General features: G+C 69.0%; 14 protein-coding genes and 1 pseudogene. 8 read left to right on the top strand and 7 right to left on the bottom strand.

Translation table 11 applies throughout. The features are described 5' to 3' along the window. Positions 1-134 precede the first annotated feature (134 nt). Positions 135-953, top strand: a complete 819-nt coding sequence (locus tag ACIRQP_RS33000; protein WP_403896823.1) for an alpha/beta fold hydrolase — start codon at positions 135-137, stop codon at positions 951-953. A gap of 132 nt (positions 954-1085) precedes the next feature. On the opposite strand, the gene ACIRQP_RS32995 is transcribed toward ACIRQP_RS33000, so the two are convergent. The 3 genes from ACIRQP_RS32995 to ACIRQP_RS32985 all read right to left on the bottom strand — a co-directional run bounded on the left by ACIRQP_RS32995 (position 1086) and on the right by ACIRQP_RS32985 (position 6033). Further along, complete coding sequence (locus ACIRQP_RS32995) at positions 1086-1910, bottom strand: NYN domain-containing protein (RefSeq protein ID WP_403896732.1); 825 nt, start codon at positions 1908-1910, stop codon at positions 1086-1088. 38 nt (positions 1911-1948) lie between these two features. Then, positions 1949-2152: a hypothetical protein gene (locus tag ACIRQP_RS32990; protein ID WP_403896729.1), complete on the bottom strand. Its 204-nt coding sequence runs from the start codon at positions 2150-2152 to the stop codon at positions 1949-1951. A 68-nt stretch (positions 2153-2220) separates the two neighbouring features. Further along, on the bottom strand, positions 2221-6033 hold the full coding sequence (locus ACIRQP_RS32985; protein WP_403896727.1) for a CHAT domain-containing protein: 3813 nt from the start codon (positions 6031-6033) through the stop codon (positions 2221-2223). 82 nt (positions 6034-6115) lie between these two features. Here ACIRQP_RS32985 and ACIRQP_RS32980 point away from each other — a divergent pair, with 82 nt between their 5' ends. The 5 genes and pseudogenes from ACIRQP_RS32980 (at position 6116) to ACIRQP_RS32960 (ending at position 10565) form a co-directional block, all read left to right on the top strand. After that, positions 6116-6508 carry a hypothetical protein gene (locus tag ACIRQP_RS32980; protein WP_403896725.1) on the top strand — a complete coding sequence of 131 codons (393 nt, stop codon included), beginning with the start codon at positions 6116-6118 and terminating at the stop codon, positions 6506-6508. A gap of 22 nt (positions 6509-6530) precedes the next feature. Next, on the top strand, positions 6531-7457 hold the full coding sequence (locus ACIRQP_RS32975) for a hypothetical protein (protein ID WP_403896722.1): 927 nt from the start codon (positions 6531-6533) through the stop codon (positions 7455-7457). Between the two features lie 223 nt (positions 7458-7680). After that, positions 7681-8759 (top strand): annotated as a pseudogene (locus ACIRQP_RS32970) (SMI1/KNR4 family protein); the annotation flags it as partial. A gap of 51 nt (positions 8760-8810) precedes the next feature. Then, positions 8811-9884: a sulfite oxidase gene (locus ACIRQP_RS32965; protein WP_403896719.1), complete on the top strand. Its 1074-nt coding sequence runs from the start codon at positions 8811-8813 to the stop codon at positions 9882-9884. Positions 9885-9998: 114 nt separating this feature from the next. Further along, positions 9999-10565, top strand: a complete 567-nt coding sequence (locus ACIRQP_RS32960) for a GNAT family N-acetyltransferase (RefSeq protein ID WP_403896716.1) — start codon at positions 9999-10001, stop codon at positions 10563-10565. Between the two features lie 200 nt (positions 10566-10765). Here ACIRQP_RS32960 and ACIRQP_RS32955 read toward each other — a convergent pair whose 3' ends face one another. After that, positions 10766-11746 (bottom strand): threonine/serine dehydratase, encoded by a 981-nt coding sequence (locus ACIRQP_RS32955; protein WP_403896713.1) that lies wholly within the window; start codon positions 11744-11746, stop codon positions 10766-10768. A 110-nt stretch (positions 11747-11856) separates the two neighbouring features. Here ACIRQP_RS32955 and ACIRQP_RS32950 point away from each other — a divergent pair, with 110 nt between their 5' ends. After that, a complete protein-coding gene (locus tag ACIRQP_RS32950; RefSeq protein ID WP_403896710.1) occupies positions 11857-12015 on the top strand; it encodes a hypothetical protein in 159 nt (52 codons plus the stop codon). Positions 12016-12136: 121 nt separating this feature from the next. Here the strand turns inward: ACIRQP_RS32950 and ACIRQP_RS32945 are convergent, their stop codons facing one another. Continuing rightward, positions 12137-13213 carry a glycoside hydrolase family 5 protein gene (locus ACIRQP_RS32945; protein ID WP_403896707.1) on the bottom strand — a complete coding sequence of 359 codons (1077 nt, stop codon included), beginning with the start codon at positions 13211-13213 and terminating at the stop codon, positions 12137-12139. Positions 13214-13469: 256 nt separating this feature from the next. Here ACIRQP_RS32945 and ACIRQP_RS32940 point away from each other — a divergent pair, with 256 nt between their 5' ends. After that, complete coding sequence (locus ACIRQP_RS32940) at positions 13470-13694, top strand: hypothetical protein (protein WP_403896705.1); 225 nt, start codon at positions 13470-13472, stop codon at positions 13692-13694. Positions 13695-13906: 212 nt separating this feature from the next. Here ACIRQP_RS32940 and ACIRQP_RS32935 read toward each other — a convergent pair whose 3' ends face one another. After that, positions 13907-14989, bottom strand: a complete 1083-nt coding sequence (locus tag ACIRQP_RS32935) for a hypothetical protein (protein WP_403896702.1) — start codon at positions 14987-14989, stop codon at positions 13907-13909. A 27-nt stretch (positions 14990-15016) separates the two neighbouring features. Then, on the bottom strand, positions 15017-16297 hold the full coding sequence (locus tag ACIRQP_RS32930; RefSeq protein ID WP_403896699.1) for a TRAP transporter large permease subunit: 1281 nt from the start codon (positions 16295-16297) through the stop codon (positions 15017-15019). Between the last annotated feature and the right edge of the window lie 2 nt (positions 16298-16299).

The following is a 16299-nucleotide window of genomic DNA, read 5'->3' as shown; positions in this document are numbered from 1 at the left end:
CGCGGACCGGAACAACAACCCTGGGGTTCTCATCTCCCCCATGCCCGGGTAGCGTTGCCACTACCACCGAGCGGTACCGGGCATGCCTCTGTAGGGGTATGCCCGACAAGTCGTCGATTCCTATAGGGGTATTGATGCCGCCGATCTCCAGCGAGGGGAATCTCCCCGCTTATGAGGAATCAGGACAGGGGGATCCCGTATTACTGGTCATGGGGACGGGGAGCCCTGGCCGTGTCTGGGATCTCCATCAAGTGCCGGCCCTGACGGAGGCCGGCTACCGTACGATCACTTTCGACAACCGTGGCATTGCGCCGTCCTTTGACCCGACCGAGAACTTCACTCTGGACGACATGGTCAATGACACCGTCGCGCTGATCGAGAAGCTGAATCTCGCTCCGTGTCGCGTCGTGGGCGCCTCACTGGGCGCCTTCATCACTCAGGAAATGCTCGTCGTCCGGCCGGATCTGGTGGAACAGGCCGTCCTCATCGCAACAAGGGGCAGAACGGATGCCCTCCGGGCGGCGATGTCCAGAGCGGACCTGGAACTTCACGACCAGAACATATCGATCCCGCCGCTGTACGACGCGGTGGTCAGGGCAACGCAGAACCTGTCTCCCGCCAGTCTCAACAACGAGGAGCTGGTGCGGGACTGGATCGACCTCCTGGAGATGTCGCCGCAGAGGCCCCCAGGGATCCGCGCCCAACTCACGCTCGACACGTTTCCGAACCGTCTCGCCGCATACCGGTCGATCAGCACCCCGACCCTCGTCATCTCCTTCCAGGACGACATCGTCGCTCCACCCCACCTGGGCAGGGAAGTTGCCGACGCCATCCCGGACTGTGAATACCGGCAGATCGCCGACTGTGGTCACTTCGGGTATCTCGAACACCCCGACGTGGTGAACGGGGCCATCATGGACTTCTTCCGAGGAAACAGCCGAGCGGCGCCATGACCGAATTGACGAAAAGGTGAATATTCACATTCCCGGGCGTGGAGGCTTCGCCGTCCGGTGCGGAGGCGGGGTAAAGGCGGGCGGCGTCGGGCCAGGCGAGCGGCAACTCCCCGGCCCGGGGGACGGACGCGGCTACGTGCTGGGCGGGGTACCGACTTGCTCGCTCGTCGGCGCAGGTGAAGCCGGGTCTTCGTCATCAGGGTGGATTCGCACATATATGACCGCCGGGTTGCCGTCACCGGGGTCGCGTTTGTCCACATCGAACAGACCGGTCGCTTCCATGAGGGGCATGAGCTTCGGGAACCGGTAACTGCGTGGATCGAAGTCAGGCTGCCGCTTTCTGACGATGTTGCCGACCGCCCCGAGGTGGGCCCAGCCATCGTCGTCCGAGGCCGCGTCCACGACGCTGCGCAGCAAGTCCACCAGCCCGGCGTTCCCCAGCTTGCGCACGGCAGCCTGCGCGATCTGCGAGGTCTGGTGCGACATCGCGCCGGAAGGCCGCGGAGTGCGCACGGTGTAGGTGAGGTTCTCGGTGTAGATGAACTTGTCGCACGCCGCGACGAAGGGTTTCGGCGTTTTGTGTTCTCCGAACCCGTAGACGGTCAGGCCGGACTCGCGGATCCTGGCGGCCAGGCGGGTGAAGTCGCTGTCGCTGGAGACGATACAGAAGCCGTCGAAGCGGTCCGTGTACAGCAGATCCATGGCGTCGATCACCAAGGCCGCGTCGGTTGCGTTCTTCCCGGTGGTGTAGGCGAACTGCTGAATGGGCTGGATCGACTGCTTGAGCAACTGGTCCTTCCACCCCTTGAGCGAGGTCCCGGTCCAGTCGCCGTAGGCACGCTTGACATGTGCTGTCCCGTACTTCGCCACTTCCGCCAACAGGTTCTCGATGATCGAGGGCTGGGCGTTGTCGGCATCGATGAGCACCGCCAGTTTGGCGGCATTGTCGTTCTCCATGCGACTTCCCTCTCTCTGTCAGGGCTGCTCGGTCGGCATTACAGGTCAGCGCCGAGCGGGATCGGCGGGGCGATGGGTTCCCAGGTGATGGTCTTCTCCTCCGCGTTGGCGGTGACATCGAACAACTCGACGGCCTCGATCCGCAGGGGTGCGCGGCTGAGGTCGGCGACGGCGTAGGCGTGCGGCAGGGTGAGTCCCCCGGGCCACGGCCCCTGACCATGCCGGAAAACGAACGGCGTCATAGCCGTCAACGTACAGATCCCGAGAGCGACGCCGCTCGGGAAAAGGAAAGACCAGCTCCTAGCTAGCACTAGGGACCCGCGTGCACCTGGCAGGCCCACAGGCTCGGAGTCTGGGGATACGTGTCGCGCAGCGCGCACACCGTGGAGTGCAGGGCCTCGGCTGTCCGGCCGACATCCAGCGCGCCGTCGCCCGTGCTCAGGGCCTCGTACACGCTCTGGTCGACACCGGCTCCGATCGTGTCGTCGACGTGCCACAGCGATCCGACGACATGGGGGAAACCCGCGATCTGGAGGGCGCTGACGATGTGGACCGACTCGTCGGCGAGTTCGGGGCTGGTCCGCAGGGTGGCGCAGGCGGAGAGGTAGGCGAGCCGGACCGACGGCAGCCGCAGCCGGGCGAGGTCGCGGACGGTCAGTGGACGTTCGGCGTGATCGTGCAGGACGAGCCGGCTGCCGGACGGGCGCTCCAGGTCCCCGAGGGCGTGGCAGGCGAAGTGTGCGTACGCGTGCCGGGGCAGAGCGGAGATCACCGCGGCGTGGGTGGCGGACGCGCCGGTCAGCACCTCGGAGCCGGGCAGCAGCCGCGCAAGGTGTTCGGCCTCACGGCGCGCGGCGGGCAGCGGTGCGAGACCGGCGGCCTCGCCGACGGCGACGATGAGCGCACCGGTGCCCGCCGGGCGGGCGGCGCGTTGCCTGGCGTGGTGCAGCGCCCGCAGAGTCGGCGTGTACGAGGAGACGACCCGGCCCAACGCACCGGGCACGCCGTCCTCGGGGGTCGCGGCGTGCAGCGGCAGGGTGCCCAGGACGCCGCCCGGCGACCACCACATACGGGGCAACGGTCCGGCGCTGGCGGCCGGGATGTCCAGGTGGCCGAGGACCGGTCCGGTGGCCGCCCGCCACAGCCAGACGAGCGTGTCGCGGACGACTCGCTGTGCGCGCAGGGACTCGGTGCGGGAGGTTCCGGGCGTCTCGATACGTAACAGCGCGTCTTGAAGGGCCTGTCGGCGAGCCGCTGTTGTCCGTGGGTCCAGTCCGGGGAGGGGTACGGCGTCGATGGCGCGCTCGGTGACGACCAGGGCGTCGCTCCCGTACGAGGAGACGTTGACCAGTACCACCGGGCCCGCGGCGGCCGCCGCGCGCAGTTCCCGCTCGTCCCACTCCCGCACCGGCCGCAGCAGCCCGAGTTCCGGATGCTCGATGCGGATCCGCCCGGTCAGCTCCCGCCACTCGGCGGCCAGTCGCTGCCGCAGATCGGCGCGGGCGTCAGAGCCGTGCGCGTCGCCCTGGGGCCCTTCTTCGAGGAAGGCCTGATCCCGGCTGTCGGTAGCCGTGTCCAGGGCATCCCGGAGTTCTTCGAAGCGGTCGGCGAGCTCCGGGGCCGTCTCCCGGAGCCGGGTCAGATCACTGTCGGCGTCGAAGGCGTGGGAGAGCAGCACGCCCCTGGCCTGTTCGAGCAGTCCGACCGCGAGCCCGTGCCTGCCGCAGCGCACCGCGCAGGCCGCCGCTTCGGCACCCAGCCCGACGGTCCGGCTCAGCAGGAACTCCTGGTCGTCGCGGACGAGATGGCGGGGTGCCACGGAGTGCAGCAGGTCGACCGCCAGCGCATAGCCGTCCAGAGCGCCGGCCCAGTCACCGAGCTCCGCCCGGACAGCGCCCCAGGCCCGTGCGGCGTCCAGGCGCTGGGAGGGAGCGCACTGCCGTTCCAGGGCCGCTTCCCGGAACACCTCGGCCGCCTGGACCAGATCGGATCGACGGCGCCGGCGGCGCAGCCCCCGGTTTTGCAGGACGTTGCCGAGAGCCGTCAGGCGCGGTGTGCGCTTCGCGTGGCCGGGCGGGGTGACCTCGACCGCCCGGCGGAACAGTGCGATCGCTTCGTTCCGGACCGCCGACGACAACACGGCGCCCACGCTCGACAGGCGGGCCCCGGCGGCCACCACCAGGGCTCCGGGCAGCTCGGGCGAGTCCGCGGGCAGCGCGGCGATCACCGCGTCGGCCAGCTCACGCGCCTCCCGGGCGTCAGCGAGCCGTTGTGCCGCCAGGCAGCGGGACATCAGGGCCACGGCCAGATTGTGGCGTCGACGCGGCGACAGGAGGTCGTCCGCCGGGGTGAGGGCGAGTGCCTCCCTGAAGAGGCCGATCGCCTCGTCGAGTTGGGCGACCGGGTCGGCGGCACGCTCGAATCCGGTCATCCGACTGATGGCCGTCGAGCCGAGCAGCGCCGCGCGGTGCGCGCGGCCGAGACCGGGTAGTTCCCTGGCCCGGCGCCGGCACTCCCGGGCCTCTCGCAGGTCCTCGCCGTCCTCGTTCAGCTGGTGGCGCAGGCCCAGAGCCATGCCGAGATTGAGCAGCCGCACGCCGAGAATCTCGTTCCCTTCGGAGGTGAGCGCCACCGCCTCTCGAAGGACCAGGATCGCTTCGTTCAACTCCTCGGGGTTTCCGGTGCGTTGGTGGCTGGTGCTCAGTACCAGCCCGAGATCGCCGAGCGTCACGGGCCGCTCCGGGTGGCCCGGCGGCAGGAGGGGCTCGGCCCGCCGCAACAGCCGCAGGGCCTCGGCCAGATCCGCACTGTTACCCACCAGATCAAGGGCATGGCGGGCGTGCAAAGCCATCGCGGGGGCGATCAGCCGCGCCGCGGTGCGGGACGTCAGCTCCGCGGAAGCGGCGACCACGGCGGACAGCTCTGTGATCGCCGCGTCCAGATCGGCCGGATCACCGGTCAGCGCGTAGCGGGCGCGCAGCGCGTTGCCCAGGGCGCCGCGGACGCCGGTGCGCTGCTCCGGGTCCCGGGACGCGCCCAGAGCCCCCGTCAGCACGCCGACCGCCTCGTACAGATCGTGCGGCCGGCCGGTGCGCTGGTACCGCAGGATGAGCCCGAGCCCCAGGTTGAGACCTGCCGCCGCCGGCCCCTTCGGATCGTCGGGAGCGGCCCGGCGGAACAGGTCCACCACCTCGTCGCACTCCTCCGGCGTGCCGCCCTCCCGCTGCCGCAGCGGCAGCAGCACACCGCCCAGGGCGCTGAGGCAATGGGCCAGATGCGGGCTGCGCGCGGGCAGTTGGGCCAGTACGTCGCGCGCGATCCCGACCGCTTCGTACAGGTCGTCAGGGTCGTACGACTGCCGGTATCGATCCAGGAATTGAATGCCCAGGTTGCTCAGCGTGAGCAGCCGGTCGGGGGAGTCGGCCGGAACGCGTTTGAGGGTGCGGTGCGTGAGATGCAGCGCCGCGTCAGGACCTTCGTCGACCATCGGCCCGTGCTGCCCGGCGAGGGACAGCGCATGGGTCAGATCGGCGATCCGGGTCGCGTACGTGGGGTCGTGCTCCGGCGTCGCGAGGACAGCGAGGCTGCCCATGCCTACCGCCGTTCCGAGCAGGAGCTCACGCGTGGGTAGCGAGGCACTCACCCGCACGGCCAGCTCGTACAGCCGAAGTTCGTCTTCGGGGGCGTCGCGCGGCGGATGGTGCTGTCGGCCCTCCGCCGCGACCACGGCCGCGGCACAGTTGGCCGACCACTCGGCGGGACCGTCGGCGTTCGCCGGGTCGGGGCGGTCCGCGGGGTCGGTGGACTCATAGCCGGCCGCCAACTGCGGTGGCACGAGCCCGGGATCGGCCACCCACACGGGGAAGAGCAGGGTTCCGGCCATGCTTCCGTGGATGCTGCCCTGCGTGCCGGGCGCAGCCGCCGCGCGAGCGATGCAGAGCCAGCCCGCCACATGCCGGGCCTCCAGGTCGGTCCTGATGTCGGCGGTCCGGAGCAGTACTCGGACTTCGGCATCCGCCTCGGGGCCGAACACCACGTCCCCGTGCACACCCCCGTCCGCGGTCCCGGCCCGTGCGAGGCGCGCACGGATCGCCTGTACCAGCCGGTCCCGGTCGTCCCTCACCTTGCCACTCCCCCTGTTGTCGGCTCCGGCAGCGCGGCGACTCGCTCTCAACACAGTGCCCGCTCTCCGGCACACTTGGAGCATGACCGTATCGCCTGATCGTCCCGAACTCGCGCACCGGACCGCGGCGTTGTGCTCCCTGCTCGGCTCGTCGCACGACATGCGGCAGCCCGGGGTCCAAGAGGCCGCCGAGCGCGCGCGGGACCTGCTGCGGTCGGGCGCGGACGCCGCCGTGCTGGCGGCCTGCTACGACGACCTGGACCACGCGTTGCGCGTGGCCGGGGACGCGGGCGGGCTGCTCAACGAATCCCGAGGCGCCACCACTCCCGGCGTCGCGACACACATCAAGGTGGCCGTGTGCCCGGGACCGGCCCGCTGCACCCGGCTCGAACGGGCCCGCGACCTGCTGCCCGCACCCCACTGCGGGGTCAACGGCGCACGCATGCGCAAGGGCCGGCTGGACCCCGGGCAGTGACCGCCTCCGGCCTGCTGACCTCATGAATCCCCTCCTCGCCACCCTGGGCGGCAAACTCACCGAACGCTGGCTGAATCTGCTGGTGCTGCCCGGCGCCCTCTTCCTCGCCGTCACAGCCGTCGGCGCCACCCTGGGCCACCGCCACTGGCACGACGTCGACCGGCTGCGCGGCACTCTGGACGACCTCGCCGCCCGCCCCGCCCTGGACCGGACAGGCACCGCCGCGCTTCTGGTGGCACTCGTGCTGCTCACCGCCGCCGCGGCCTCGCTCGCCGCGCAGTTCCTCGGCACTGCGATCGAGCAGTACTGGCTGCGGTTCGGCCGGGACCCGCTCTCTCGTGCCCTCACCGCGCGGCGGGAGCGACGGTGGAGGGAAAGGGACGCGAAGGTCGAGGACGCCGTCGCGCACGCCGGCCCGACCGGTGTCGGAGCGAATGGCGCGGTGACGATCCCGAGAAGCACATGGGCACGGATCCAAGCCCTCACCGAGGCTCGCGACCGCATCGCGCCGCGCGCACCGACACGCCCCACCTGGTACGGCGACCGCATGCAGGCGACGGCGGACCGCGTCGAGGCCGCCTACGGCGTGGACCTCGCCGCCCTGTGGCCGCGACTGTGGCTGATCCTCCCCGAACCCGCCGTACGACAGATCCAGTCGGCCCGCGACTCCTTCGGCGCCGCGGCCCGCCTCGCCGCCTGGGCCGTGGGCTACGCCCTGCTCGCCTGCTGGTGGTGGCCGGCCGCGCTGGTCGCCGTCGGCTGCGCGGCCGTGGCCCGTTCCCGCGCCCGGACCGGGCTGGACGCGCTCGCGGGCCTCATCGAGGCGGCCGTCGACGTACACGGCCGGGAACTGGCCACGCGCGTCGGCCTGATCGCGCCGGACGCGCCGGGGCTACTGGCCCATGACACGGGAGACGGGATGTCGGAGGTGTTCAGGAAGGCCGAGTGATGCTCATGTACGCCCCGGTGGCCTGGGCTCCGTACAGCACAAGCACCGTGGTCGCCCGGATGTGAGCCCGCCCAGTGGCGCGGCCTGGCCACCCGAGCGCTCCGCCTCCTGTCCTCACTGACGAACAGCACCACGACGCCTGCCCTCCGAACCGCGCGAGCGAGGTGAATCACGCCACCGAAAGGTGAGGCGCGAAGCGCTGGGCGAAGTCCCCACGGCAGACCCCGATCCGGTGACCGGGGCGGTGCCGGCGCCTTCGGCGGATTCGGCATTGCTGGAGCGGACGCTCCGTGAGCGGTTGCCCGCCGCCGTCGGCGCGACGGAGGCGGAGATCGCCGCCGCGGAAGCGCGCCTCGGCGTCACCCTGCCCGAGGAGCTCAAGGTGCTCTACCGGGTGACACGATCACGGTGGGAGGACTGGGGCGACGACTACGAGGCAGCGGAACGTCAAAGCATGGCGGTCGGCTGCGAGCTCTTCGCGTTGGACGACCTGTACATCGCCGACGCGTCGTCCCGCCACTGTCGTTGGGAGTTCGCGGCGATGGAAGCGGTCGTCACCCCGCCTGACGCGGCGGTGCAGGGCCTGGTCGGCTCACCCGGCTGGATCGCCTTTGGGGACAACGGCGGTGGCGACCGGCTGGCGGTCGATCTGACACCCGGCCCGCACGGACACACCGGGCAGATCATCATCCTCAGCCACGAGGAGAACATCGGCGCCTCCCTGGTCGCCGACTCGCTCACCGACTGGTGATGAACCAGCGGCGCGGCGGGCGACGTGGCGGCTGGGGCGGAGACCAGCCGCCGGCCGTGGCCCACGTCAATTTCCGAAGCCTGCCGGGCATCGAGGCCGCCGCACACCCCGGCCTGGAGGTCCTGTCCATCGGCGTATGGCAGGGTGCGCCACTCAGCCTCTCCCCGGTCACCGAGCTGCCCCGCCTGCGGACCCTTGTCGCCTACCCCGGCACGCTCGCCGATCCCCTGGAGATCGCCGAGCCCACCGCACTGGAGTTCTTGGAGCTCGGCCCGGAGGAATGGCGCGTCGTCCTCGACGCGGGAGCCGTCCCGCGCAGCCTGTCGGCCGCTGCCATCAAGGTGCACGGCGACCGGGACCCCCTGCCCATCGTGGCCATCGCCAACGAACTCCTGGCCCTCTGGGACCGGCCCCGGATCATCCAGACCGTCCTCGAAGGCAACCTCGGCCCCATGCCCTGGAGACGTATGAAAGAGCCGTCCCACCGTAGAAGTCGCAACCTGAAGCGTAGAAGTCGGAACCTGAAGCGGGACGGTAAGGGTGCCGCGTGACGGAGATTCGAGCATAGTAGATATATGGGCATATGGGGCAAGCAAGACAATATGGTGGTGCATGAGGCGAAGCCGTACAACGCCGAACCACCCCCGGGCGCGCTCCTGGGTCAGATCACCCCCCTGGACACCTTCTACGGCCGCAATCACGGGCCGATCCCCCGGATGGACGTGGCGAGCTGGCGGCTGCGGGTGGACGGCCTGGTCGATCGCCCGCTGGAGCTGTCAATGGACGAACTACGGAGCCGCTTCCCCGAGCGGAAGGTGGTAGCCACACTGCAGTGCGCGGGTAACCGCCGCGCCGATCTCATGGACTTCCGCGACATACCCGGCCAGGTCCCCTGGGGCCCCGGAACCACCTCCACGGCACGCTGGAGCGGGGTGAGCCTGGCAGATGTGCTGGCCGAGGCCGGACTGCAGGCGGAAGCGGCCCACATCGCCTTTACCGGCAGCGACGTGTCAGAGGAGCCCGACACACCACAGCCTTTCGGCGCCTCCATCCCGACGGTGAAGGCCACCTCCAGCGAGGTGCTCCTGGCCTGGGCGATGAACGATCAAGCCCTGCCCACCGCGCACGGGGCACCACTGCGCGTGGTCGTCCCGGGCTGGATCGGCGCCCGCAGCGTCAAATGGCTTCAGCGCATCACCGCCCAGGCCGAACCGACCGACAACTACTTCCAAACCGCCTACAGCATCCTGCCTCCTGAAGCCGACCCTCAGAAGGCCGAACCGGGCGACGGCATCACCCTTGGCCCGATCGATCTCAACTGCGCCATCCTGCAACCCGACAAAGACGCCCAGCTCCCTTGCGGGCCGACCGAAGTCACCGGCTACGCCTTCGCCGGGGATGACCGCACCGTGGCACGAGTGGACGTATCCCCCGACGGCGGCAGCACCTGGATCCAGGCCGAGCTGGACGCACCGGAAAATCCATGGACGTGGCAGCACTGGCGCGCCACACTCACCCCGCCCGCGGGCGAGACGGAGCTCATCGCCCGCGCGTGGGACTCCATCGGTGCCGTACAGCCGGAATCCGCGGCGACCGTCTGGAACCCCAAGGGGTACGCCAACAACTCCTGGGCCCGCCTGCACGTCACCTACCACCCTGGCTGGACGCCCCGCTAGGACCTGTCTTCAAAGTCCCGCCTGCCCGGCGGGACTTTGAAGACAGGTCCTAGTGTGCAGATTTGAAGTGCATGGCCGTCAGTGCCTGCAACCGATACTGAAGTGGTAGGCACTATGAGTGACATGTGGACCGGTGAGAAGGTACGCCTGCGAGGTGTCGAGCCCGAAGACTGGGAGGGCTTTCGTGACATGGCCCAGAACACCCTCGATGTCCGCAACGCCGACTTGGTCGACCCTCCGCGCTCTGCTGAGAGTTTCCGTTCCTGGACTGCTGAGCGGGCTGGGCGTCCGCCGGGGGGTGAGGCATTCCGCCTGGTAGTCGAGGTGCTGGCCGGCCACGCATTCGCGGGCTCGGTGACAGTCGGAGAGACCGACAGCCGTGCGGGACGATTCAAGACCGGTATCGAGATCATCCGCGATCACCGCCACAAGGGATACGCAGCCGAGGCAACCGAACTCGTCCTCACCTATATGTTCGCCGAACAGCGCTACAACAAGTGCGAGGTGGAGGTCTACGCCTTCAACGACGCCTCCCTCGCCCTCTACCGCAGGCTGGGCTTCGTCGAGGAGGGACGGCTTCGCCAGCATGAATTCTTCGCCGGCAGATACCACGACGTTGTGCTGCTCGGCATCACCGCCGCCGAACACTGGGCCACACACCAGCGCCCATCGGTGCGGTGATCCACGCCCTTGACAGGAAACTCGTCCACAGAACCTTCGGACAGCTCCGCGAGGTAGTCCCGCATCGATACAACAGACCCGGAAGCTCAAGCCGTCCATAGAGATGGAGATCAAGTCGCGAACGCCTCTCTGACCGGGCCGGCTCTCTTGGCTCGGCGTGAGCCGCTGACGACCGCAGGTGAGCCCTTCGGGAGCAACTGTCAAGACCTGTGGAGGGGAGCCGCACCGATCCAGCGGTGATAGGCGTCTACGTCGACGTTGCTGCCGCACACGATGGTGACTACGTGTCGGCCGGCGAAGCGGTCACGATCTTCGAGGATCGCCGCGATGCCGAGCGCGGCCGACGGTTCGACGACGAGGCCGACGTGGTCGAGGAGCATCCGCATACCGGCGATGATCGACGCCTCCTGGACCAGAACGGCGTCGTCGGCGACCAGGAGGAGATCGTCCAGGACGGCCGGGATGGGACGCCGGCCGGCGACGCCGTCAGCGATGGTGTTGGTCGAGTCGGTGGTGACGACGCGCCGTTGGCGCCACGAGTGTGTCAGCGCCGGCGCGCCCAGCGGCTGGATGCAGATCACATCGACTTCGGGCGCCATGGCCTTCACCACATGACCCACACCGGTGGCCAGCGCCCCGCCGCCGAGAGCAATCAGGACGGCGTCGAACGACGGCACGGTGCCGACCAGTTCCAGGCCGATGGTCGCCGCGCCCTCGCAGGTCTCGATGTCCAGGCTGTCTTCGAGCAGCCGGATGCCGTCGTACCGCGCGATGGCCGCCGCCCGCTCGCGAGCCATCTCGTGGTCGCCGTCCACCAGCTCCAACCTGGCGCCCAACGCGCGGATGCGGTCAAGCTTGGTCGCAGGCGCGGAGCGGGATGCCACGACGGTCACCTCCAGCCCCCGGCCGCGACCGGACCAAGCGAGGGCTTGGCCAAGGTTGCCCGCGCTGGCGCACACCACGTCTCGCGAGCCACTGTCGGCGAGCAGGCTCGCGGCCACCTCGGTGCCGCGGGCCTTGAAGCTGCGCACCGGGTTCGCCGTTTCGAGCTTGATGCTCACCGAGCACCCGAGGTCGGGCTCCAGCGCCTCGCAGCGGTACAGCGGTGTGTCGAGGAAAACCGGGTCGATCACCTGGCGAGCCGCCCGGATCCGAGCAGTGTCGAGACGCGTCTCCAGCACAACACGGCAGCTTAGCGCAAGCAAGTCACATCCTATGGGTCAACGGGTGGTTCAGGCTGCCTGAGCTTCGGGCGTTCGACGAGGTGTCCGGCACTGGTGAGGGTGCGCAGGTGGTCGATGATGCCCTGAGCTTCGAGGTTGTCGTCGATGAGTTCACCGACATGGTCAAGGCGTCGCCGTTCGACCCGGAGCATGACGATCACGGTGACCGATCGGCGATGTCCCCACAGATCAACGCCGGTTGGCACAACGCAACGGCTTTCGGCTGACACACCTGGTTATGGCGCATACGGGCGAGGCCCTCTCCCCGGTCTGGGAGAGGGCCTCTTGGTCCACCGTCCGGGATGGCCCCGGGCGGGCGCGGTCCAGGCGGGACTTTGAAGACACGCCCTAGAAGCCGCCGCTGCGGATCCGGTCGCGGATCCAGACACCGGCCTCCTTGAGGACCGAGGTGCCGGTCCACTGGCCGCGTGCGCAGGTACCCGTCTTGAAGACGGCGCCGGACCGGTTGTCGTCCGAGTAGTTCCAGTTGGTCCAGCTGATCTTCTTCTGGGCCATCAGGTCGATGTACTGCTGCGACTGGGCGAAGTCGTTGGCGCCCTCACCCGCGAAGTTCTGGGTGCCGAACTCCGTGACGAACATGGGGATGCGGTCCGCGGCCCGGGAGAGCGTGTTCAGGTACTCCGATGTGTGGGACGCGGCGTAGAAGTGGAACGTGTACATGATGTTGCCGGCGTTCACCGGGTTGTTGACAACCTCGGTCTCGTTGGCGCCGTCGGAGACGCCGAGTGAGGACCAGGCGCGAGTGCCGACGAGGACGACGCCGTCGGGGTCCTGGGCCCGGACCACCGGGATGATGGTCTCGGCGTAGCTCTTGATCCGCGGCCAGGAGACGCCGTTCGGCTCGTTGGCAATCTCCCACAGGACGTTGACCTTGTCCTTATGGCGACGAGCCATCTCGGTGAAGAAGGTGCGGGCCCGGGCGGTGTTGGCATTGGGGTCGCCCGGGGTGAGCTGGTGCCAGTCGACGATCACATACAGGCCACGTGCGGTGGCCTGGTCGACGATGCGGCTCGCGAGGTCGGTGAACCTGGCCGGGTCGGTCTCGTAGCCGCCCTCCTGCACATAGGTGGAAACGCGGAGGATGTCGCCGTTCCAGTCGTTGGCGAGGGCGTCCAGCGAGCCGTCGGTCACGCACTGGGCGTACCACTGGGTACCGTGGGTGCTCATCCCACGCAGTTGGATCGGGACACCGGAGGCGTTGCAGAGCTTGGTGCCGCAGACGCGGACCTTGCCGTTGACGCTGACCGGGGTGTCGGCCGCGCGGGCGGCCTGCGGGATGCGGTCCTGGCCGACGGCCGGAGCGGAGGCACCGGCCTGGGCGGTGACACCGAGGCCCAGGAACAGAGCTCCGGCCAGGGCGAGGACCGCGGTGGGACGCAGTCTCTTGAGGAGCGATGAGGGCATGGCAGACCCTTCATGAGGCGGACATGACAATCCGGGGTGGGGGGTCCATGGACGTGGTGCGCTCCACGGGGGGTGGTGATTGAAAGTTAGGTTTGCTTCCAGTTAGCCGTCAAGGGCTAGTTAGGTTTATTTCCAATTGGCTGTCGAGGGCTGGGAAGAGCCTCGCTGCACGGTCGCGTCCGCAGCGCACTTCCGCTCCGAACGCCACCGTTGTCGCCGCCACAGGCCGCGACCTGCGACGATCCCCCCTCACTTCATGGAGTCACCGTCGGCCGCGTGGCCCTCCGCATCGCCTCATTCGCGCGGAACGGGGCGTCAGAACTTCCTTGACGTCCCGCCTGATTCAAAGGGGCTCAAGCAGTTCACGGCGGCGCTCAGGGAATGGCAGATCACCCCGAGCAAGGGCGCTGGGACCCGGAACATCGAAGACCCCAAGCGCATCGCGGACTCGAAGAAACTCGCCAAGGAGCAGGCGGGGTAATCCGCACGCTGCTCGTGTCGTGTTCGCGGCGGCTCATACCGTCGGTGCTCGGTCCGCCGGGGGGCGGAGCCGGTGTAACACATCACGGCCAGGTCCTGTCCGGCCGATCTTCGAAGATCGGCCGGACAGGGCACCTGACCAGCGCCGTCGTGTCGCCCCTCATCGACTACCGGCGGGGCCCACGCCGGAGACGACCGTCCGGCGACGTTGGGTCAGCCGCGGGCCACCGCGATCGAACCCTGGAGTCGCTCGCCCGCCTCGTAGATCATGTACGGCACCCCTCGGTCGGTTCCGAAGCTCGGCGAGGCACTGCGCCCGTTGTCCGGCGCGCTGTTGGCCGAGTCGTAGAAGAGGCCGAGATGATTACGGCGGCTGAAGTCGTTGCCGACCTCGGTGATCAGCAGATTGCCGCCATTCTCCTTGCTGGTGTTGTAGACGACGTACGTGCTGCCGTTCCGGCTCAGCAGGTGCGGGCCGCCGATGTTGTTCGCACCGACGTCCGAGTGACGGACGAGCGGCTGCTGGTCGAACGTCCAGTCACGGCCGTCCTTCGACCAACCCCAGGCGATGTCACGGTGGTTGGACTGGTTGTTGAGCATGAAGAGCATCACGTAGCGCGCGCCGCGCGAGGGCAGGTCGTGCCGGAAGACGCGCGCGTACGAGGTCTCACTGCTGCCCGTGGGCATCATCTCCTTGGTGAGCACCACCTTGTCGTACGTGAAGGTGATGCCGTCCTTGGAACGGGCGAGGCGGGTCGTGCCGTTCTCGCCGTGGAAGTAGAGCCACAGCTCCCTGACGTCCTCGTTCCACAGGACGTGCGGCGAGGCGACATGGCTGACCTTGTAGTGCGGCTGCCAGTTGTTGGAGACGATCGGGTTCGCGGTGTACTCGGTGAACGGCCCCTCCAGCGAGTCGCCGTAGGCAAGGCAGATACCGCCGGGCGCGTCATGCGGGCCGTAGTAGAGGTAGTAACGGCCCAGCGGGTTCGCCAACTTGTCGTAGACGCCCCGGATACACGGGAAGATGATCTCCCCGGTGGGGTTGTACTTGAGCTGAGAGGGCGTCAGAAGCGTTTTGAGGTAACGGTAGTCGGGGAACCCACCGGGCGCCGCGGCGACGGCGGGTGCCCCCGCCGGGGCAGGGGCGGCGGTCGCGCTGCCCGCCGTCACGCCGGTGGCCGTCACACCGGACGCCACCGCGGCGGTCGCGGCCGCGGCGCGCAGGAATATGCGCCGGCCGGGGTTCCGCGGCTCACGTGCGTCGTGCTGCTGGGGGTCGCTGTCGCGCTGTGTCATGTCGTGCTCCGTCCCGGTAGTGAGAAATCACAGATAGCTGGCGGCGGTGACGCAGAATCCGCCGAGGGCGACGGCCCAGACGTACGGCAGGGTCCGCAGCATCACCTGCTGCGGTGTGACTCCCGCGTACTGCGCGCTCCACACGGTCTGGGTACTGGTCGGGTCCGCCACACCGAAGACCTGGTTGTACGAGGTGGCGAGGCCCAGCACCGCGACGGCCGGATAGATGCCGGCGGCGATGAGGACACCGGCGATGCCCGCGCCGAGGCCGTAGACGTTCAGCGGACCCCGGTAGAGGCAGAGCGGCACGAGCAGGGTGAAGACCACGACGAACAGCACCGGGTTCTGCGGGCTGACCGCCTTGATCAGCGGCTCCAGCGCCTCCACGGCGCCGGGCAGCTTCACCGCGGCGAGCAGGATACCGATCGCGATGAAGAGCACGATCGGCGCCGCCGCGATCTCGAAGGCGCCGTACAGGGTGCGCAGCAGCCGCTTGTTCATCTCGCCCGGCCGGGTGGTGGTGACCAGCGCGTACAGGACGCCGGCCAGCATCGACGGCAGGATCGCGACATCGAACCCGAGGGCGAGGATCAGCGGTACGAGCGGGGTGAGCAGCGCGTACCACGGGGCGTCGCCGAGTTGCTTACGGCGCGCAGTGGGCTTCGCGGAGGCGGACTTGAGGGACCACGCGTGTTCGACCCCGCGTCGTCGCGTCTCGATGAGGACGAAGAGGACGGCGGCGGCCAGCGCGAACGGGAACAGCTTCATCATGAAGCCGCGCACGGTGTCCACGGGCAGTTCGAGCGCGGTGGAGAAGAACTGCCAGATGGGCAGCTCGAAGGGCATACCGGCGGCGATGCCCATCAGGATCGTGCCGGCCGCGGTGACCTTGGGGATACCCACGGCGATCATGGCGGGGATGCCGATGATGCCGGCCAGCATCGCGGCGGGCGCCGAGCCCGTGACCGTACCGACGAGGGTGGAGACGGCGAGGACGCCAAGGGCGACCACGACCGGTCGGTCGCCGCCGAACTCGACGATCTTGCGCACGAGGGTTCCCGCGATGCCGGTCTCGTCGAGGAGCCTGCCGAGCCAGGAGCCCAGCAGGATCGCGATCATCGTGGCGGCGAGGGCTGGTGCACCCTCCTGGACGACCGTGTCCAGGACGCTGTTCTCGCCGGTCAGCGGGGCGCCGGCGAGGAAAGCGATGACGACGGCCAGGATGACGAGGGCGAAGGCGGTGGGGAGTCTGCGCGTGAGCATCGCGGCGACACCGGCCGCCATGACAAGAAGGATGACGACGCCCATGG

Origin of the sequence: Streptomyces sp. NPDC102274, from assembly GCF_044766385.1 — a bacterium.
Taxonomy (GTDB): Bacteria; Actinomycetota; Actinomycetes; order Streptomycetales; family Streptomycetaceae; genus Streptomyces.
The sequence above is the reverse complement of the archived record's forward strand: the minus strand, read 5'-3'. Positions and strand labels throughout refer to the sequence as shown.